The organism is Hanamia caeni (assembly GCF_003721595.1).
Taxonomy (GTDB): Bacteria; Bacteroidota; Bacteroidia; order Chitinophagales; family Chitinophagaceae; genus Ginsengibacter; species Ginsengibacter caeni.
The window spans coordinates 153,434-175,007 of record NZ_RJJR01000005.1; the positions used below are offsets into that span (position 1 = coordinate 153,434).

15 protein-coding genes are annotated in these 21,574 nt (G+C 41.2%); 6 read left to right on the forward strand and 9 right to left on the reverse strand.

Annotated features, from left to right (window positions below):
- Nucleotides 1–36: 36 nt before the first annotated feature.
- Both EFY79_RS08145 and EFY79_RS08150 read right to left on the reverse strand, forming a co-directional pair.
- Nucleotides 37–312 (reverse strand): hypothetical protein, encoded by a 276-nt coding sequence (locus EFY79_RS08145; protein WP_123120199.1) that lies wholly within the window; start codon nt 310–312, stop codon nt 37–39.
- Nucleotides 313–488: 176 nt separating this feature from the next.
- Entirely contained in the window at nt 489–1,493 is a 1,005-nt protein-coding gene (locus EFY79_RS08150; protein ID WP_123120200.1) for a beta-ketoacyl-ACP synthase III, read from the reverse strand.
- Nucleotides 1,494–1,892: 399 nt separating this feature from the next.
- On the opposite strand from EFY79_RS08150, the gene EFY79_RS08155 reads away from it, so the two are divergent.
- Both EFY79_RS08155 and EFY79_RS08160 read left to right on the forward strand, forming a co-directional pair.
- Nucleotides 1,893–2,090, forward strand: a complete 198-nt coding sequence (locus EFY79_RS08155; protein WP_123120201.1) for a hypothetical protein — start codon at nt 1,893–1,895, stop codon at nt 2,088–2,090.
- A 17-nt stretch (nt 2,091–2,107) separates the two neighbouring features.
- Nucleotides 2,108–2,458 (forward strand): hypothetical protein, encoded by a 351-nt coding sequence (locus EFY79_RS08160; RefSeq protein WP_123120202.1) that lies wholly within the window; start codon nt 2,108–2,110, stop codon nt 2,456–2,458.
- Between the two features lie 56 nt (nt 2,459–2,514).
- Here the strand turns inward: EFY79_RS08160 and EFY79_RS08165 are convergent, their stop codons facing one another.
- From EFY79_RS08165 to EFY79_RS08190, 4 genes are all read right to left on the reverse strand, one after another.
- Nucleotides 2,515–3,906: an APC family permease gene (locus EFY79_RS08165; protein WP_123120203.1), complete on the reverse strand. Its 1,392-nt coding sequence runs from the start codon at nt 3,904–3,906 to the stop codon at nt 2,515–2,517.
- Between the two features lie 195 nt (nt 3,907–4,101).
- Complete coding sequence (locus EFY79_RS08170; protein WP_123120204.1) at nt 4,102–4,734, reverse strand: c-type cytochrome; 633 nt, start codon at nt 4,732–4,734, stop codon at nt 4,102–4,104.
- A gap of 254 nt (nt 4,735–4,988) precedes the next feature.
- Nucleotides 4,989–5,480, reverse strand: a complete 492-nt coding sequence (locus EFY79_RS08180) for a nuclear transport factor 2-like protein (protein ID WP_148041875.1) — start codon at nt 5,478–5,480, stop codon at nt 4,989–4,991.
- A gap of 542 nt (nt 5,481–6,022) precedes the next feature.
- On the reverse strand, nt 6,023–6,769 hold the full coding sequence (locus tag EFY79_RS08190; RefSeq protein ID WP_123120208.1) for a LytR/AlgR family response regulator transcription factor: 747 nt from the start codon (nt 6,767–6,769) through the stop codon (nt 6,023–6,025).
- Between the two features lie 403 nt (nt 6,770–7,172).
- Here EFY79_RS08190 and EFY79_RS08195 point away from each other — a divergent pair, with 403 nt between their 5' ends.
- Entirely contained in the window at nt 7,173–8,129 is a 957-nt protein-coding gene (locus EFY79_RS08195; protein ID WP_123120209.1) for a helix-turn-helix transcriptional regulator, read from the forward strand.
- 1 nt (nt 8,130) lies between these two features.
- Here the strand turns inward: EFY79_RS08195 and EFY79_RS08200 are convergent, their stop codons facing one another.
- Complete coding sequence (locus EFY79_RS08200) at nt 8,131–8,622, reverse strand: DinB family protein (protein WP_123120210.1); 492 nt, start codon at nt 8,620–8,622, stop codon at nt 8,131–8,133.
- 153 nt (nt 8,623–8,775) lie between these two features.
- A complete protein-coding gene (locus EFY79_RS08205; protein WP_123120211.1) occupies nt 8,776–9,915 on the reverse strand; it encodes a DUF2235 domain-containing protein in 1,140 nt (379 codons plus the stop codon).
- Nucleotides 9,916–10,121: 206 nt separating this feature from the next.
- Between EFY79_RS08205 and EFY79_RS08210 the strand changes: the two genes are divergently transcribed.
- The 3 genes from EFY79_RS08210 to sov all read left to right on the forward strand — a co-directional run bounded on the left by EFY79_RS08210 (nt 10,122) and on the right by sov (nt 19,727).
- Nucleotides 10,122–11,501: a polysaccharide deacetylase family protein gene (locus tag EFY79_RS08210; RefSeq protein ID WP_123120212.1), complete on the forward strand. Its 1,380-nt coding sequence runs from the start codon at nt 10,122–10,124 to the stop codon at nt 11,499–11,501.
- Between the two features lie 385 nt (nt 11,502–11,886).
- Nucleotides 11,887–12,471: a Holliday junction branch migration protein RuvA gene (gene ruvA, locus EFY79_RS08215; RefSeq protein WP_123120213.1), complete on the forward strand. Its 585-nt coding sequence runs from the start codon at nt 11,887–11,889 to the stop codon at nt 12,469–12,471.
- 29 nt (nt 12,472–12,500) lie between these two features.
- On the forward strand, nt 12,501–19,727 hold the full coding sequence (gene sov / locus EFY79_RS08220; protein ID WP_233577955.1) for a T9SS outer membrane translocon Sov/SprA: 7,227 nt from the start codon (nt 12,501–12,503) through the stop codon (nt 19,725–19,727).
- A 326-nt stretch (nt 19,728–20,053) separates the two neighbouring features.
- Here sov and EFY79_RS08230 read toward each other — a convergent pair whose 3' ends face one another.
- Nucleotides 20,054–21,562 (reverse strand): RagB/SusD family nutrient uptake outer membrane protein, encoded by a 1,509-nt coding sequence (locus EFY79_RS08230; RefSeq protein ID WP_123120216.1) that lies wholly within the window; start codon nt 21,560–21,562, stop codon nt 20,054–20,056.
- Nucleotides 21,563–21,574: the final 12 nt, after the last annotated feature.

A 21,574-nucleotide genomic window follows, 5' to 3' on the forward strand; every position in this document is an offset into this window, starting at 1 on the left:
TTGTGTAGAATAAAAGTTTAATTATTTATTGATTTACTACACTTCCGGTGGCAATTCATCCAGCTTATTATCTTTAACGAACTTGTCTTTAACCGCGGTAAATTCTTCCACCAGCTGTGAAGCAATATTTAAAGTTTCATCGGCCTTTGAATGTATTTCAGGTAATTGCTTTTCTAAAAGGCTGTTGCCGAGATTGATATTGTCTGCTTCTATTTGCGTAATTTTTTTGAGTAAAGAAGTCTGGCTGTTTACGATGTCATCCAGCTCGCGGATCATTTTTTCCATCGAGCCGAGTTTTTCTCTCTTATCCATGAGGAATAATTTTGTTTCATCAAAGTTGAATCAAATATTGTTCCTTATTTTAAATTTTGAAAAAGCGAAAAGGAAACGCATTGGAGTTGAATAGTTCGGTTAAACAGTACGAATAAATAACTGTTGTTTTATTTTTGACTACTCATTACATGTTCCAATTACTCACGATTCACCGCTCATGATTCAGTATCATACGCCCATTTCACCAGTGTGGCACCCCAGGTAAATCCGCCGCCAAAAGCTGCAAGAACAATCAAATCGCCCTTATGTAATTGTTTTTCCCATTCCCATAAACATAATGGAATGGTGGCGGAAGTAGTATTTCCATAGCGTTGAATGTTAATCATTACTTTGTCCATGCTAAGGCCCATCCGGTTGGCGGTGGCATCAATGATTCTTTTATTGGCCTGGTGTGGAACCAGCCATGCGATATCATCACCGGTGAGGTGGTTTCTTTCTAATAATTCATAAGAAACATCTGCCATTCCCTTGACGGCAAATTTAAATACAGCCGGACCTTCCTGGTAGATGTAATGCTCTTTTGCCATTACCGTTTCAATCGAGGCGGGCTTTGCTGAGCCACCGGCTACCATCTTCAGGTATTCACAACCTATGCCATCAGTTTTTAATAAGCTGTCCTGGATTCCATAACCTTCTTCATTGGGCTCCAGTAAAAGAGCACCGGCTCCATCGCCAAAAAGAACGCAGGTCTTCCTGTCGCTGTAATCTACAATGCCGCTCATTTTATCGGAGCCCACAACCACTACTTTCTTATAACGTCCACTTTCAATTAAAGAAGCGCCTGTGGTTACGCCAAATAAAAAGCCGGAGCAAGCGGCAGAAAGATCGAAACCAAAAGCATTCGATGCGCCTATTTCATAAGTAATAATATTTGCAGTGGCGGGGAAAGTCATATCCGGAGTAACCGTGCAGCAAATCAGGCAATCAATTTCTATCGGGTCAATTCCTCTTTTTTTGCATAATTCCAAAACTGCGGGCACGGCCATTTTAGAAATTCCCATATTTTCACCTTTCAAAATTCTTCTTTCTTCCACGCCGGTCCTGGTTTTTATCCATTCGTCCGAAGTTTCAACCATGGTTTCAAGCTCGGCGTTTGTGAGCCGGTAATCAGGCACGTAGCCGCCTACAGCCGTTATTGCAGCAGAAATTTTATTACTCATTTTTCAATAAAAATATTTTAGTTATGGCGATAAAAATACGACTTCCGCGCTATTCAATCGCTAAATGGCCTTTTTGAGCGCATCGCAAAGCCATCGAAAATTTTTTTTATACAATGAATCAACGAGTTCAGAATAAAAAATTTGTGTATTTGTCAGTTCACTGGTGCTGATTTGAATTTCAACCATAACAGGATGTTTTTTTAAAACAATTCTTATTCACCGATATTTGTAAAAGAAATTCTACAGATTATTGTAATGCTCGATATGGATTATAATGAATTGTTGTATACAGACGAGAAACTTCTCCATGAAATAGCTAACGGTAGCCAGGAAGCTTAAACCGAAGGTACAGATGCTAGCTTTCTTATCTCTGCATATCGCGATAAGAGCAATAAAAAAATGGTCATTGTAATTATCAATTCTGATATAAAATCCCGGGATATTAAATTAGATATTAAGAACAGCAACATCAGCCAGTTAAAGCCTTACATCACTTCTGACTTGGGCGATTTAAAACCAGGCAAAAGCTTCTATATAAAAGATACTTTTTCTGTTCCTGCGAGGTCTGTCGTCACTTTCGTATCCGTCAACGATTAAAAATTAAATCATCGATAATGAGACAAAAAATTTATTCATTTTCTTTTTTTTCAATTTTTATCATTTTCTCTTTTGCCTGTTTTTCGCAAACTACCAGGCAAAAAATACTTTTCGACAATGATTGGAAATTTTTTAAAGGAGAGGTAAAGAACGGAGAAGCCGTCAAATATAATGATGCTTCATGGCGCAACGTAAGCCTTCCTCACGATTGGAGCATTGAAGGCCCTTTCAGCCAGCAATGGGCAAGCGCTACGGCTTATCTTCCTGCCGGAATCGGTTGGTATCGCAAAACTTTTACGCTTCCGCAGCGCATGCAAAATCAACATATTTTTAAAAAGTCTCTCATTATTTCCTTGTTTACTGCTTAGCGATTGCTTCGTAATGTAAAAGAAGATATAAACAACTATTCATTTTATTCTTCGCTTCATAAATTATTTATCAGTTCTGACTCGGCAATCATATTCAATTCTTCGGCTCTCAACCTTGATGATTTCTTTACCTGCTTTGAAATATAATAGATAATGCTGACGATGGCGACGAAAATGATGGCTGATATTATTTCCATTGATTTAAGATTGAGTAATAATATACAAATGCTGACTATAGCAATGCCAGGAAAAATCATCCCACCCGGCATGCGAAATGTTTTTTCTACAACATCTATTTTTCTATACCTCAATTTTATTGTAGCCAGCACCACGGCAAGGTATATCAAAAGGATGGCAGCAGTAGCAAGGATGGCGAGTTGCTGAAAGCCTCCGCCTATGGCAATAATAAATACCAGTGAGGCATATACAATAATTGCAGGAAAGGGAGTGGCAAACTTTGTATGGGTTCTGGCGAGGAATTTAGGAAATAAATTATCTTTTGCACCTGCAAAAAGCAAGCGCGGTCCATTAAGAATATCGGCGAAAACGCTACCGAAACATGAAACGGCCGCAGTTATCAATAGTATTTTTTCACCGGCAGGCCCAATAATTTTTTCTGCTACTGCTGCAAGCGGCGCGTTTTTAGCCGCTTCCATTTCATTTCCCAAAACACCCTGCGTTACAAATTGTAATAAAAGGTAGAATGAGACGATAAAAATACCGCTCAGGATAATTGCCCGCGGAACAGCGCGGTGGGCATTTTTTATTTCGCCACTGGTGCTTAATGCGGACTCAAAACCCGGAAAGGCAAAAAACAATACCAGCATCACGCTACCAAAAGTGTTCAGGCGCGGTAAATGTTCAAAATGAAAAGCGCCTGCCTTCACATGAGAAAAGCCAAAAATAATAATGCCAATAAGCGGTATTAGTTTGATAACGGTGACCGTTTTAATAAAGGCAACACTCTGTTTTGCGCCCACAACATTTATTGCGGCCATGAAACCGATAGAAACAAGAAGAAGCAGAGTTCTTATCCAAAAATTTGTGAAAAGCGGGAACAGAACGCCGAGTGAATCGCAAAACAAACTGATGATGGCGGCGTCGCTCAAAATGCTTACTGCAATTATGAAAAGCCAGTTAACCACATAAGCCGGAAATTCGCCAAAGGCAGCTTTTACATAAGCATAAGTGCCGCCGGAAGCTACTATCTTACTGCCGGTTTCCGCATAGCAAAGCATTATCGAAATTATCATGAGGCCGCCGAAAAGATAGCCGAAAACCGCATAACCGCCGAGTTGAACGCCAACGATGCCTGGCAATACAAATATGGCTGAACCAATTACAAAATTCACAATAGTAAGTGCAAGCCCCGAAACACCAATTACCCGTTTGAGCCCTGCCGGTTCTTGAAGTTTTTCTGTCAATTGAATTGGAGAAGATTGCTGCATTTATTTTTTAATTGTAAAATCATGATGGTAATTGGAGCATAGTTTTTGTGGAATGCCACCAACGGTGGTGGATACCTGATTTTATTTTTTTATAGAAACTGAAACAGTAGATTCGTAAAGAGATGACACCTTTTGAAAAGATGTCATCTCTTTGGAAATTTTTTTTCCGAAATACCTGTAATAATTGCCCGGCCCTTATTTCGTCATCGCCAAGACGGGGAGCTGGGGTTGTGGCACAATATTGTGAACCGGCTTTGTAGATTGTAAATACGCAAAAACTGCTTCTAATTCTTCATCTGTCATTTGAGCCACGTTTTGCCATGGCATCGGTGGAAGTAAATCTCTTCCGCCCGGTGCGCCGCCATATTTACCTGTTTTGAAAACGTTCTTAAACTGTTCTATTGTCCAGTTTCCAATACCGGTGGTAGTGTCGGATGTAAGATTGGCTGCATAAGAAACGCCCCACGGACCTACAAACGAAAGCGAGTTGCCCATCACCATCAGGCCCTTACTTTCTATGTCTTTCCGGTCGATAACAGGTAAAGGCAATTGTGACGGGCTTCCGGACAAAGCTATATCCAGATTGTCTTCGGGACCATGTGGCCCCATCTTTTTTGGGGTATGGCAATCATGGCATCCGCCAATAGCTACCAGGTGTTTTCCCCAGGCTACCTGGCTTTCAAAACCGCCATAAGCGGGAGGTGCAGCCTGAACCATGGTTGTGTCATTGCTTGTTTCTGAATTGTCTTTTTGTGTGTGGCTGCAGCCTGAAGAGAACAAAATAACACCCATTACCATAATGATAAAAACCATTGAAATCTTTTTCATAATTTCTTTTTTTAATTTTTAAAAAATAGCTCATACTATCAAAAAGCCTTCATAGGAATACCTCAGGAGTATTTAAATCTGGTTATTCTTCCGGAGGATAAATTATTACGAAACTGCCCACATTGTTCATCAGGATTGCATTGCCCAGGCCTACTTCACCAGTAAAGCAATAAATAAATCTAAATTTTATTTTATTCTTTGTAATGCTAGAACTGGTTGCAATGCAAAACGACAAAAAGCTTTGCTGCTCATTTTTACATGCCTCCTTCTTCCTGCACAACTTTTGAAAAATCGCCATAGATGTATTCCAAACTGATTTTTCCATCAGCGTTAAACTCGTCAAATACCACGATTGGTACTTTAATCATTTCACCGGTTTTCTTTGATTTGCCTGTCCATGTATACCATGACTGAACGATTTTTGCATCCCCTTTTTTGTAATGGAGATAATCCGGATAGCCCTGCGGAACTTGTTTTACACTATCGAAATACTGGAAATCTTTTTTCCATTCATTCATGGCATCAGCTATAGGAATAAATTTTTTCATTCCGGAAGCCCACCATTTTGCCGTGTCTGAATACAAATTTGTAAGCGAGTTCCAGTCCTGGTTTTCGTATGCTGCAGAAGACTGGTTTACCACGTCAATGTAGGGATGCTTAATGTAAATAGTGCCATTTTCTTCTTCCTGGCAAAAGGCGGTTATTGCTGATAGAAATAATGCCGCGGTGATAAAAATCTTTTTCATTTTTTTTAAAATTTTTAATTTGTTCCTACTCATCTGGCTTTTCGGAATCGCCCCTGCAATGATGTCTTTGCAGGAAGACCTTTTTGAGGTGAGATAAAATTTTTTATAGGAGTGCAGTGAATCTTTTTAAGCAAAGCATTCTTTTTTTCTCATTGAATCTGTACCGGGCTTTAATGACAGAAACAGCGATGAGACTTTGGTAGCCACACACGAAGTAATTAAAATGCGTTTATGAAAAATACGTTTTCATCTGAGCATACGGTGATGCATAAACGAAATATTACCTCTCTCGGAGTGAGCGAATTCTTTATAGAATATTTGCTAAATGTTATTAATCAGGTTGTTTTTTTTCAGAGAGGAATTGAATTATCACATAAACATATTATAAAGGAAAGCCGGATAACAAATTTGAGGACGAAGGCCCGTATATTTTGTGCGAACAGGGGGAATTTTTATCAGGGCAATAAATTCATGCAAATAAACCGTTGCTGAATATAAATCCGAATGAATCAAAAGGGAAAATCAACCACCTTGTATTTCTTTTACAAGGTCTGAATTTTTCGAAGCAAATTGTCTTTAAGGACGGCGCTCATCGGAATAGCTTTCTGGCCAATAATCACGTGGCTTTCCGCCACTTCCTCTACCTGTAAAATATTAATAATATACGACCGGTGAATTCTTACAAAGATGTCCGCAGGAAGCTTCTCTTCTATGGCCTTTAACGTAAGCGATAAAAGAAATTCTTTTTGCCTGGTGAATACCTGGCTGTAATTGCGGTCGGCTTCGATATACAAAATATCAGGCACCATAATTTTTATCATCTTATCCCGGCTACGGATAAATATGCGGTCTCTTAAAATAAAATGCTGATTATTGCTATTTTCAACGGCGGATACTGGTCCGGTTTGTTTTTCTGCCATCCTGCAAATCGTAAGTTCTATGGCTCGCTGCAAGTCTACTTGTTTAAAAGGCTTTGAAATAAAGGCGGCGGGTTTGGTAATTTTGGCCCTGTTAAAAGTAGCTTCGTCGGCGTTAGCTGTCAGATAAATCACGGGTACTGAAAATTGCTTTTGAATTTGTTTGGCTGTTTCAATCCCATCTGCTTTCTCTTTTAAATTAATATCGAGCAAAATTATATCCACAATATTCTCCTTCATATATGCGATAGCTTCTTCACCCTGTGGCAAAATGCCTGCGACCTCATAGCCGAAGCTGGCCAATTGTAGGGCTATCTTTGCGCCAATAAGCATATTGTCTTCAACAACCAGTATTTTTACCAAATGCCCCATCGTGGATTGAGTTAAATTTTAGATGATGTTGGTAATTTCCAGGACAGGTTTTTGTTGGATTCCGGTAACAATTCTGTGAGGGTTGGCAGTTGAATGATAATTTTCCTCCTTCTTTCCCAAACTTTCTTTCTCACTTTTGAATTTCAGGTTTCAGCTTTATCTTTTTTGCCGATTCACCGAATGTTCATATATTTTATCTTATTATATAAAACTATCATTTATTTTTTATATTTTCTTTTAAAAAAACAAAAATAAATTTTGGAGGAGAGAAAGACTGGCGCTTCAATTCTTTTCAAAAAGCCGTGGCTGACTTTTTAAAAAAAATTGTTCAGATTCTTGTCCTGGTTTAAGTACACAAGCATCCTCTCAAATCCGAATTTGTACATTTACGAAATTTTTTAAAATGGAGCAAATACCAAACCGCTTCGACAGGATCGTGGCGATTCTCATCCAGCTACAATCCAGAAAAATAGTAAAAGCAAGAGACCTTGCTGAACGATTCGGTGTAACCTTGCGCACCATCTACCGGGATATCAAAACACTTGACAGCGCCGGTGTACCAATCATTGGCGAGGCAGGATCAGGCTATTCCATCATGGAGGGTTACCGTCTGCCTCCTGTAATGTTTTCGCGCGAAGAAGCCGGCAGCTTTGTAGCTGCTGAAAAGCTGATGGAAAAATTTACCGACCCATTAATGAACAGCCATTTTACAAAGGCGATGTATAAGATAAAATCTGTATTAAGAACTGATGAAAAAAATATGATAGCTTATCTTGAAGAGCAAATTGACATCACGGATTCGCCATACGGATTCAATAAAGATTTGCCTCATGCCTTGCAACATGTAACAGAAAGCATGTCTGTAGGTTGCCAGTTATTGCTCCACTATAAATCGCCGGCCAGTGACGAACCGGTAGAAAGAAAAATAGAAGTAATTGGCATTTTCCATGAAAACCAGTTTTGGTATATCTATGCGTGGTGCCACCTGAGGCAGGATTATCGTCAGTTCAGGATAGACCGCATTACCCAGCTTACAATTACGGATATTCCTTTTACAAGAAAACATCCGAGCCTGCAGCAATTGCGCAATAAGAATAATAAAACAGAAACCACGAGAGTACGCATTAAAGTAAAAAAATCCGTGGCGCCTTACCTGCATTTTGGCCGTAATTACCACGGATTTTTATCAGAAAATACCTGCGGCGATATGGTGGAAATGGCTTTCGATTCCCCTGATGTGGAGATGAGCTTTCCAAGATGGTATATGATGTTTGCAGACCATGCCCAAATTCTGGAACCCGCATCGCTAAAGTTCTCTGTACGCCGCATCCTGGACCAGGCGCTTGAAAAATTAAACTGACTTACCTGTCATAAAAATGAGGCGGCTCAATACCAAGCGCGCGCAAATACACATATCCTTGTGCGCGGTGATGAATTTCATTGTCCATATAATATTGTATAGACGAAATTACGGTGCCTTCATACTGTCCAAAGGCTTTAATACGCTCCTGGAAACGCTCTTCCGGAATCTGTGTCCACAGCGAACTTATTTTTTCACTGTCTTTATCCCATAGTTTTAAAAAATCTTCTTTGCTGGTATGGGTGCCAAAATCGCGTTGAAATGAAGCTGTTTTTCCGGTTACAATTTCTTCAATACCGGGCGCCGCAATGCCTAACAGTTCCTTAGTGATTTCCGAAAAAGTGCGCATGCCCCCGATGGAAAAATTAAAAAATTCATTTTCCGGAAAAGCGGCAATTACTTTACGCGTAAGGCTGCGGTGGCCTTGCCAATGTTCTAACAAGTCATCTTTTGAAAGAACAGGTGGCGTTAATGTGTTGGTTGCTTGTGACATAATGGTTTGTTTTTAGTGCAAGCAAAAATATTGGCAGGTACTGACAGCCCTTTGTCAACAGTATTTATTTTTATGAAAAAATATTTTTGTAGGTAGGATTCCTGTTCCATGAGTAAACGAAGAAATAAGCAGTATTTTTATTTTATTCCGGATTCAGGTGAGATACTCATTCCACTCATTTTCCCATTTTTCTTTAACAGGGTCGAAGGGAGTACTGCGGGAAATAGCATCTAAAAGATTTTTTGGTTTGTATTTATTTTGCTGGTGCTGCCGTTGCATACAGGTGTAATGGATGCTTTCATTTCGAACTACGTTTTGTTGCACGCGCTTACCGGTTTCTTCATCAATAGAATACGTAATCCCCGAATTGATGGTCCGTACCAGTTTTCTCATAAGCCTAAAAATACCCGAGGTTGAATTTCTTAGTTCGCCGCCGGTTTCCGGCTTTATGTTTTGCAAAGCATTCTTATCAAATTCAAGACCTGTGTTGTGCGCTTTATCAATCATCCATTGCAACGCAATATCACTAAGCCCTGAATCTGCATACCCGCCGCCTACATTGCTGTGCACCCCCGGAAACCAAACCTGTTCGGATATCTGCGAGCCATCTTCAACTGCTTTGGGGCTTAGCTGCCATAACGTAGGCGTAAACGTTTTTCTTTTTTCATCTACTGCCAGCGCATGATAGGCATATTTAATCTGGCTGCTGATGGTTACATCATGAAACTGGTACTGGCGGTTCAGTATGTCAAACCATTTTAAAGGGATGCCCAGCGCTCCAACAGTATCCCACACGCCAATGAAATGAATAAAAGTTTCCTCCTGGTTGATGCCGTAGACTTTTTTAAACGACTTCATTAAATCGCTGTCAGGATGCGTGATCGAACTGCGGTCGCGATATAAATTGTAGGCCTCCAGAATAAGATGCAGGAAAGAGGGCTGCATAATGCCACAATTCCGGATGAAACCGGCGAGGCTGCGAACCGTATAAGCGCCGCGGCTGAACCCAAAAAGATATATCTGATCGCCGGGGTCGTAGTTCCACATCAGGAATTTATAGGCATTCATAATATTGGCATCTATACCGAGGCCGGTGCTTCCGCCGAGTAACATATCTCCTAAGGTAAAGCCCGTGCCGACGCCCTGGCCATAATATTTTAGCTGAGGCATTCCCGGTGTTCCTGAGTTGATCGCTTCATAAATTTTTTGCACATTGGTCTTTACCGGTTTACCCCGGTCTTTTATGCCGGGTTTATTCCACGTTCCATCGCAACAAACAATGATTTTTTTCATTACTGAAAGTTATGGCGTTTTAAATTGTAAAACATTTCAAAGTTATACGTTGCTGCCCTGGGGTTTTCCATGATTTTATAGTGGTTTTTCATGAGAGGAAAATCGCATTTAAAAATTATTGAATCAAATTTTAAATGCTATAAATCAAATCGTAGCTTTAATAAAACCTGATTTTTAATATCATTGCAGAATCTAAATCTTTACTAATGAACAATAACAGGAATGACGAAAATGAAAATAGGAAAGAAGTAAATCTTTTAAAAAGCCGGCATGCTTTTCCTTTTGTAGTTATTTGTTTGCTGGTTAATTTGTTGCCGGTTGAAACCTTTGCCCAGACGGGAAAGACAGAAATCACCAAATGGCAGGATGGTAAAAAAACTGCCGTCTCCATCACTTATGATGACGGCTCCAGAAACCAGTTTAAAGTAGCGTTGCCCATTATGGAACGGTTGCATTTTCCGGCAACATTTTTTATCATTACCGGTGCCATTGAAGGTTCTGCGCATCAGCCAAAATTTATCGGGAGGCCTGTTGAACAAATAATTGCTGAAACCGCCACAGTCCCAACTTCTGAAAATAATTTCTTCGAACGCGCTTCCGCTTCCTTATATCTGGGTTATGCAGGCGCGCTTCCCTATTACAATGAAGCCGATGCGTTTTATGAAAGAGGAAACCCGCAGGATGCCTGGAAAGTGATGGATACGCTCTACCGCAAAGTGAGGAATAAAGAACTGCCAGCCGGAAAAGACACGAGCATGGAAATAGCTCAGGAGGAGGGTTTGAGCTGGGAGGCTGTTAAGAAAGACGCCGCCAAAGGATACGAGTTTGCGAGCCATACAGTATCGCATGCGCACCTGGCAATCCTGGACAGTGCCAATATGAATTATGAGCTCAGGAAAAGCAAGGAGGATATTTTACAAAATCTCGGGCCGGCATATACTTTTTCTGCTGAAGTTCCTTTCGGAATCGAAGATAAAAGAGTAATGAAATTTGGTTTCCCCATTTATGAAGCTTTGAGAAATTCCATGCCCGAGCCGTGGATGCAGGAGATTAACCGTGGCTATAAAGAACAGCCCGGACAATTTGCCAAAGAGTATGTGCAATGGCAGAGAGGTCCACTATCTAAAACTCCGATGCCGCTGATGAAATCATGGGTGGATACGTCTTTAGCTCACGACAATATCTGGCTCGTGCTGGTTTTTCATGGCATTGAGGGCATAGGTTGGGAGCCTACGCCCGCTCAAAAATTGGAGGAATATTTTCAATACATCCAATCAAAAGAGAATGATATTTGGGTGGCCACTTTTGGCGATGTGACGCGATATGTAAGGGAAAGAATGAATGCCAAAATAAAAACTCATGAAGGAAATGATGCAATAACAGTTACGCTGACTCATACCCTTAATCCGGAAATGTATAATCTGCCATTGACACTGAAAACGTATGTTTCGCCGGAATGGAAACAGGTAACAGTGAAACAGGATAATAAAACGCAGGAAGTTGCTACTGCAAAAGATTCCAAAGGAAGCTATGTATTATACCAGGCCAGGCCGAACAAAGGCATTATTACAATTTCGAAAAAATGATTGTGGGATTCAGTGAGTAGTAAACCACCGCTTCGTTGGGGAAAAATCAAAATAAAAAACAGTGATATTTGTACTTCCACTAACTAAAATTGCTTTGGACGATGTTTTAAATGCAAATTTGCTTCACACATAAATTTTTTTAGTATTAATAAAAACCAAAATAGAAACCGGCATTATTTATTCATTCACTGTCTGACAAATCATTTGTTTTGATTAATAGTTTTGAAAATGCTATTTCTTCAAAAAAGTTTCTTCCCGGCAGCAGTAACTTTTTTGTGGACAATTTCTTCCGGCACAGTCTGTTATAAATTCCGCAATTATTTCTGCCAATAATATCTAGCTCATTAAGCCGAATTCCTTATTTTTGACCACTCTAAGAAAAACTATGATTGCATACCTGTCCGGAAAGTTTGCGTATAAAACCCCAACGGTAATTTATGTGGATGTTAACGGCGTAGGTTATGAAGTAAATATTAGTCTTAACACATATTCGCAAATTCAAAACCTGGAAGAAGGCAAGCTTTTTACTTATTTGCAAATTAAGGAAGATGCGCACACGCTGTATGGATTTTTTGACCTGGCCGAAAAGGAAATGTTCGTTTTGCTGATAGGCGTTTCTGGTGTAGGAGCCGCCACTGCCAGGATGATGCTGTCAGGCATGAAGCCGGAAGAAATCAGCCAGGCAATAGTCATGAAGCAAACGTCAGTTTTGGAAAGTGTAAAAGGAATAGGCAGGAAAACAGCAGAACGTTTGGTGCTTGAATTAAAAGAAAAGGTTGGCAAAGTATCAGCTTCTTTACCCGGAAATACTACAGTTGGCAATACTTTCGGGCAGGATGCGTTAAATGCCTTAATAGCTTTGGGAATATCCCGGCCTTTGGCTGAACAAGCTATTAAAAAAGTAATTATGATCGAACCATCAATAAATTCTCTTGAAAGTTTAATAAAAAAAGCCCTGAAAGCCATTTGATAGAAATCTACCTAAAATAATTTGCCTTAATGGTCATAAAGAGAGGAGCGCCAAATTATATGCGGTCGGTATTTTTCTGGATATTTTCATTAGCACTGTTTATCACAGTTCCTGTGCATGTTCTTGCGCAGGATTCTACTGCTTTACCGTTAAAAGACACCGCATCTGTAGTGGGTGCTGACAGCCTTCCTTTTCCCATCCACGACCGTCGCGGAGATTTTCTTTCTTCCAGGCCGAATATTTATGATTTTCAAAATCCGCCTAATATCGAAGATTCTGTTGCTTATGATCCGGCAACTCAAACTTATACAGTTTACGAAAAAATAGGAACTCATTATTACAGAACGCCTACTACCTATACTGGTGAAGAATTCAGGGCCATGGAGGCGAGGAAAGCAGAGATAAATTATTTCCAAAAGCGCGCAAATACGCTTAGCATCCTAAATCGCGGACAGGTAAAGCCCAAGTTAAGCGTTTATGACAATTTGTTTAACAGGCTTTTTGGAAATGGAAAAGTAGATATCCAGCCGCAGGGAAATGTGGATATCACCGCAGGCTACCAGGGCCAAAATGTAAAAAATCCGACTTTGCCGGAACGGGCGCGAAAAAATGGAGGTTTTGATTTCAATATGGCTGCCCAATTGAATGTAATCGCCAATATTGGCGATAAAATGAGATTTCCGATTAGCTATAATACACTTGCAAATTTTGACTTTACTAACCAGCTTAAGCTGGATTATACCGGCACCGATGATGAAATTTTGAAGCGGTTTGAAGCGGGAAATGTAAGCTTTCCGCTAAGAAGCACGCTCATTCCCGGCGCCCAGTCGCTTTTTGGTGTGAAGACACAATTGCAATTCGGAAAATTATTTGTGACAGGCATACTGGCTAATCAAAAATCGCAGCGCCAGTCTATGAACCTGGAAGGCGGCAACACGGCTACCAAATTTGAAATTAAGGCCGACCAATATGAAGAAAACCGTCACTTTTTATTGGCGCAATATTTCAGGAAAAATTATGACAAGGTGATGAGCAATGCGCCGGCGGTAATTACACCAGTGCAAATCTTAAGGCTGGAAGTGTGGGTTACCAATAAAAATGGCTCCACTACGGATGCCCGCGAGGTAGTTGGACTGATGGACCTTGGAGAGCCTGAACCTTTTCATAATTTCACTGTTACCGGTACGCTTCCCGATAACAATACGAACAGTGAATATTCATCAATTATTAAGAATTCGGGAAGCCGCAATTCCACGCTTATCAATAGCCAGCTACTGGCGATGGGGCTGAGCCCGGTGCAGGATTTTGAAAAGACTTTTGCGAGAAAACTGGATTCCAGCCAGTACATTTTCAATAGAAGGGCAGGATTTTTGTCGTTAAGCCAGCCTTTGCAGGCCGATGAGGTGTTGGCAGTCGCTTTCCAATATTCTTATAATGGTAAGATATACCAGGTGGGAGAATTTTCGCAAGACGTTCCTCCCGATTCCACCACCAGCAATCAAAAAATATTATTTCTTAAGCTATTGAAAGCCACCTCCCAAAGGCCGCAGCTTCCCATTTGGCAATTGATGATGAAGAATGTGTATTCAGTAGGATATGGCTCATTAGACCGGACTGATTTCCAGCTAAATGTATTGTACCAGCAGCCGGGTTTGGGCGCTAAAAGATATGTACCCTTTGGCGATTTAAACCAGGGAACGCCACTTTTATCGCTGGTGAACCTTGACAGGCTCAACAGCCAAAATGATCCGCAGCCTGATGGCGTATTTGATTATATAGAAGGATATACCGTTTTATCGCCGTACAGCAGAATTATTTTTCCGGTACTCGAGCCTTTTGGCAGGGCGTTAGCTCCAAAAATATTCAGCAGTCCCGCAATAGGGGCAGATAGTTTATATTACCCTTTATATGATTCCATAAAAACCGTGGCCCAGGAACAGTTTCCCAATCTTGATAGGTTTGTGTTGGAAGGTACGGCAAAAACTACTTCTTCATCCGATATTAGTATCGGATACAATATTCCACCGGGGTCAGTTTCAGTAACTGCCGGTGGCAGGCAGTTAAGGGAGAATATTGATTATACAATAAATTATGATTTAGGAACCATTAAAGTAATTAACCAGGCAATCATCAGCTCCGGCATTCCGGTGCAGGTAAATTATGAAAACAACGCGTCCTTTGGACTTCAGCAAAAAAGCTACATGGGCCTTCGGCTGGATTATCTGCTGAAAAATACGGCCAAGGAACAGATTAGCTTCGGCGGAACAATGGTGAGGTTGAGCGAAAGGCCGTTCTTTACAAAAGTGGATTATGGCGACGATCCCATCCGGAACACGATGTACGGCCTGGATGGAAGCTACCGGCGTGACATGCCGCGGCTTACAAAAATTTTGAATAAGCTTCCTTTTTATAGTTCAACTGCACCTTCATCCGTCAACGCATATGGAGAGGCTGCGTTTTTGAAACCCGGCCATGCCCCACAGATAGGAAAAGGTAGCAAAGGTGTGGTATATGTTGATGATTTTGAAGGCAGCAAAAGTGATATTGATCTTCGTTTTCCGCCAATAAGCTGGGCGCTGGCCTCCACTCCGCGGGCCGCTACTGACAAGGACGGTAACCTGCTTTTCCCAGAAGCAGATTCGAGCAACAGTTTGGCCTATGGCAAAAACAGGGCCCGTATTGCCTGGTACCAGATTGAGCCTACCTTGCAGGATCCCAAAAATCTGAATAACCCGATTAAAGATAAAAAGCTTCTCTCTGATCCACGTGTCCGCGCCGTATCTCAAACTGAAATATTCCCGCAACGAACTACAGATTTTGGCCAAAACCAATTGATCACGTTTGACCTTTCTTATTATCCTTCAGACAGGGGGCCTTATAATTTTGATGCCTCCAGGCTTGATTTGAATAGTAATGGTAAATTCTTAAATCCCAAAACCAAATGGGGCGGATTGATGAGAAGCCTTGATCAGACTGACTTTGAAACCGCAAATATCCAGTATATTGAATGTTGGGTGCAGGATCCGTTTATTAATAACCCAACCAGCACCGGGGGCCAGTTTTATATCAACCTGGGAAACGTTTCTGAAGATGTATTAAAAGATTCAAGGCGGTTTTATGAAAATGGATTGCCTACGCCAAACCTGCCTGCGCAGGTTGACAAGTCAATTTGGGGAAATGTTCCCAGGAATCCGATACAGGTAACCAATGCCTTCAGCACCGACCCGGCTGACCGTCCCTTCCAGGATGTGGGATACGACGGCCTTACTGATAGCGCTGAACGTTCTTTCAGGCGAAATGATTACCTGGATCTTCTCGCAGCAAACTTTGGTTCTAATTCAAAAGTATACCAGGATGCTTTGGCCGATCCATCATCAGATAATTACCAGTATTACCGCGGAGCACAGTTGGATGCTGAAGGCGCGGATATTCTGGCCCGGTATAAATATTTTAATAATCCCCAGGGGAACTCACCTATTGCAGATAACAAATCGCAATATTCTTCAGCGGCTACTTTATACCCCGACCAGGAAGATCTAAACCGCGACAACACGCTCAACGAAACGGAAGAATACTTTCAATATATTGTAGATCTGAAGCCGCCCACCGATCCGGAAATGACGGTTGGACAAAATTATATTATTGATAAAAAGGTAGTTGGGGTAAAACTGGTAGACGGTACTTCCCGCAATGAAACGTGGTACCAGCTAAGAATCCCTATCGACGGCTATGATAAAAAAGTAGGCAACATTCCTGATTTTAAATCTATCCGTTTTATGAGAATGTTTCTTACGGGTTTCCAGGATAGCGTCACTGTTCGTTTTGGCACCCTAAGCCTGGTAAGAAATACCTGGAGGAAGTTTCAGTATAAACTGGATTCGTCCGGCAACTATTCTCCAACTTCTGACAATGATTTTAATGTAGGTGCAGTAAATATTGAGGAAAATGACAAAAGAACACCGCTTCCTTACCGTACGCCCACTGAAATTGAACGTGTGCAGACTTTAAGTAACAACGGGGTGAATCTTTTGCAGAATGAGCAATCCCTTACTTTACAATTTTGCGACCTCGCAAAAAATGATGGAAAAGCAGTGTTCCAGACTTTTGTAAATAAAGATTTAAGGCAGTTTAAAAAATTGCAGATGTTCATCCACGCCGAAAGAAATCCTGCTACCAGCTTAAATAACGATGATCTTACGGCAGTGGTACGAATCGGAAGTGATTTCGTGAGCAACTATTATGAAGTGCGTATTCCTTTACGGCTTAGCCCGTTGAACACAGGTCTGAACCCAAACAGCAAAGAATACAATGATACACTTTGGATTGAATCGAACAACCTGGATCTTGACCTTCAATCGTTGGTGACCCTTAAAACGCAAAGAAATCTGTCAAACTCCCCCATAAACGTTTTGTATTCCAAACAGGAATCTAACGGCCAAACCTATTCCATTATGGGAAATCCTAACCTTGCAGAGATAGGCGGAATTTTGATGGGAGTTGAAAATACGAACGCCGTTTCTGCCTGTGGCGAATTGTGGTTTAATGAATTGCGCCTTTCTTCCATTGATGAAAAAGGCGGCTGGGCTTCGCTTGGGCGTGTAGATGCCAACCTTTCTGACCTGGGAACGATTTCTGTGTCGGCGAATTCGCATAGCAACGGGTTTGGAACGCTTGAGCAGGGAATCAGCGATCGTTTTAAAGATAATTTTGTGCAGTTTGATGCCGCAGCGAATCTTGAATTAGGGAAGCTATTACCGAAAAAAGCAGCCATGTCAATCCCGGTATATGCAAGTATCACTACGGCTACCAGCGCACCGCAATACGATCCTTTCGACAAAGACATCACATTAAAAGAAAAAATCAGGAATGCCAATTCAAGGAGTGACAGAGATTCAATAAGAAATAATGCCATTGATTTTGCCTCTATCAAAACCATAAGTTTCACTAACGTTCATAAAAACCGCACCAACAATAAAAAGCCTCAGCTGTGGGACGTTGAAAACCTCGACGTCAGCTATACCTATACGAAAACTGAAGCGCACAATCCGCTTATTGAATACAATGATGTTACGAAGCAGCAGGGAAGCCTTGGCTATAATTTTATGCCCCAGCCAAAATTCTTTTCTCCCTTTAAGAAGTTGTTTAGTAAATCAAAAACCCATTGGTTTGACCTGGTAAAAGATTTTAACATTAACCCGATACCCTCGCAGCTTACTTTTAAGGCGGATGTATTCAGGCAATTTGCAGTATTGAAGCCGAGGAGTATTGGCGACGATAAATTTGTGACGCCCGAAACTTTTGATAAGTACTTTACCTTCAACCGCAATTATATTTTACGTTGGGAGCTTACCCATTCACTCACGCTTGATTATTCAGCGTTGAACAATGCGGTGATAGATGAGCCGGATGGCAGGCTTGACACCCGCGCCAAACGCGACACAGTAAGAGACAATTTCTTTTCCGGTGGAAGAAACACGGTCTTTAACCAGGTAATTAATTTATCCTACAATGTGCCATTATCGAAGCTGCCGCTGACAGATTGGATAAATATGCATCTGGATTATACAGCTAATTACAACTGGATAGGTGCTTCGAGGCTTGCCGTAAACCTTGGAAATTTTCTTGAAAACGGCCAGCAGGAAAATGCCACTGTTCAGTTTGATTTTTTAAGATTATACAGCAAATCAAAATGGCTGCGCGCTTTAGACCAACCTTTGCAGCCAAAACAGCCACTGGCAGATTCTACGTCCGGTAACAAGCCAAAGGCGGCGCCTTCCAAACCGGGCGCTAACGAACTTCCACAAATCACCGGACCGTTAAGGATTTTGGGAAAATTGCTTACCAGTGTAAAATCAGTGAATGCATCAGTTTCGCAAATCAGTAATACAAGGTTGCCGGGCTATACCGACAGCACCAAAATTCTGGGTGAAAATTTCAAAAGTATGGCGCCGGGATTTGATTTTATCCTGGGCAGGCAACCAGACAGCAACTGGCTGAATGATGCGGCCAGAAGGGGTTTGATAACGCGCGATTCCAATTTTAATGATTTGTTTGTGCAAAGCTTTGACCAGAAAATTACCGTTTCAGCACAACTTGAGCCTATACAGGATCTTTCCATTAATCTAAATCTAGGTAAAACATTTACCAAGAACTATTCGGAAACTTTTAAAGACACGACGGGAACCGGAAACAATTTTGGCCATTTAAGCCCTTATGTGAATGGCGGCTTCAACGTGACTTACATCGCCTTCAATACCTTGTTTGGCAAATATGATCCCAACCGTATTTCTGAAACCTTCTTAAAATTCCAGGATTACAGGCAGATTCTGTCGAAAAGATTGGGGGAACTAAATACGTATAATAAAAACCAGGGAAATCCAACGGGCACAGATGGATATGCTTTGGGCTATGGCAGATATTCAGTGGATGTATTGGTGCCTGCGTTCATAGCCGCATACACAGGCCAGGACCCTACCAAAGTGGCGCTTATCAAACAGCAAAACAAAAATATCAAGTCAAATCCGTTCAGTGGGATTTTGCCAAAACCCAACTGGAGCATTTCTTATAATGGCCTTAGCCGGATCCCCGGATTGGATAAAATATTTTCGAACTTCTCGCTTACCCATGCTTATAATGCGAGCCTTGGCATGAATAATTTTACTTCAGCATTATATTACAGGGACGTATCGCACTATGGTTATCCTTCGTTTATTGACACCACCGGCGGCAGTAATAATTACATTCCCTTCTTCCTGGTTCCGAACATTACCATCCAGGAACAGTTTGCTCCGTTGTTTGGGATAGATATGACTTTTACCAACCAGGTGAATCTGAAGTTGAACTATATGAAACAACGCCAGTTAAGTCTAAGCCTTATTGATTATCAACTGAGTGAAGTGCGGTCTTCTGAAATCACTTTTGGCGGCGGATTCCGCAAGCGCGGATTGAAGTTGCCGTTTAAAGTGCCGTTCTCAAAGAAAGATACCAAAACGCTGGACAATGAGATTAATTTCAATATTGCCTTCAGCATCAGGAACAATGTAAGCTCTAACAGTATTTTAGATCAAAATAGTGCCTTTGCCACCAACGGCAGCAAGGAAATTACGATAAGTCCTACGTTGGATTATTACATCAGTAACCGCATTAATGTGAAGCTGTATTTTGACCAGCGGAGGGTAAACCCTTATGTTTCATCCTCTGCGCCAACGATAGATACCAGGGCGGGCGTGCAGGTAAGAATTTCCCTGGCGCCGTAGGGTTTTAGCAAAATAAAAAACGGGATATTTATGGGTTTACTATGGATATCATGTCTGTGGGGAATCCAGAAGAAAGCGGGATTTGTCCGGCAACCCATAGATTGGTGCAATCAATTATTATACTGAGAAGGGAATGGGTTGAGTCCTCAGCCGAGTTTCTCCGAAAGGACTCCGCCTGTTCGGAAGAATCTAAATTAAAGGTTCTCTTATGTTATTATTCGAATGATTTTTATTCAATCTTTTTGGAAACAGGAATTAAAAAAGCCTCAACAATTTTAGATTCCGGAATTTAAAATTGTTGAGGCTTTTATTCTATTTATTCGGGTTTAAAATCCTGGATTATTAGGCAATAAATTTGGATTAACGTCGATTTCCTGTTTAGGTACCGGGAACAGCAGCTGGCTTTCGGTAAACGTAGCTCCGAAAACAGTTTTGTGGCCTACAAAATCGTCCCAATTTCCAGTTACATCATTGTGCACTTTCCTGGTTCGTAACATATCAAACCACATTTTGTTTTCAAAGCACAATTCAAAATAACGTTGCAGCCATACTTCTTTTTCAAATGCATCCATACTCATCGAACCGATTGGCGCTAAATCAGCTCTCTTCCTGATAAGATTAACATACGAAATTGCGTTTGCATCCGGGCCGCCCTCAGCCCTGTTAGAGGCTTCTGCATACATCAGGTATACATCAGCAAGGCGATACAAAGTATAATTGAGATCAGACTTTGCCGTGTTGGTTACTGCGTTTACATCAAACCACTTATAGATGTATGTGTTTTTAAAGTGCACTATATTTCCTGTAGTAATGCTTGGATAGCTCGTATAAAAAAATTGTTTTTCCTGGACTCTTTTGTCTCCTGCCGGAAAAGATGCGATAAATTGAGGTGTGGGATAAACTGATCCATATTCATCCGCATATTTTGATATACCGGCATAATTAGGAATAGTAAGTGGGGTGAGTGGATTCGTTGATGGAACACTGGCGGCATATTGTACCTGGAAAATAAAACCACCCTTATTTTTATTCGCAGGATTAATCATATCCGTATAATTTGGAAACAGGGTGTATCCTCCATTTTGAATAACTGCAAGCGAACGTTTTGCAGATTCTGCATAATACGAATCGCCTCCGTTAATTGCAGCTCCGGCATAAGTTAGGTACACATCAGCCAGGATGGACTCTACTGCGCCCATAGACACTTTTCCTGTATGATCCTGCCATGGTAAGGTTGACTTTTCTGCAAGAAGCAGATCCGGGATAATGATACTATCATAAATCGCTTTTGCCGGCGTACGGGGTAATTTCAAATTTAAATTTGACGGCACTTCGGTTACCTTAGGCACCGCTCCGTACATTCTCACGAGGAAAAAATAATACAGGGCGCGCAAAGTATGCGCTTCGGCGAGCATATTGGTTTTATCTTCTTCAGTTAATCCTGAGGCGGTAATTTTTGGAATGTCCTGTATGGCAAGGTTGCAGGCGCCTACGCCAAGATACATATTTCTCCACCAGGTATCTACATAAAAAGAAGTGGAATTGTAGCTGAGGTTTTCAAAATTAATAAAACCTGTTTGGCCAAGATCTGAGTTAGCTTTTCCGGTCATAAATTCCATGAGGTTCCAGGTGTTGCCACCATAAGAACCGGATTGGCCGGCCAGCAAGCCTTGCAAATTTGCATAAGATGCATTAGCCAGCGCCCTGGCAACTTTTGTACTCGAGAAATCTGACGAGGGTGTGAAAAAACTTGTTGGCTTTTCTTCAAGAAATTTTTTGCAGGAGCCAAATGAAATCACGGCTGCCAGCACAATGATACTTTTAATTATTTTCATATTAATAAGTTT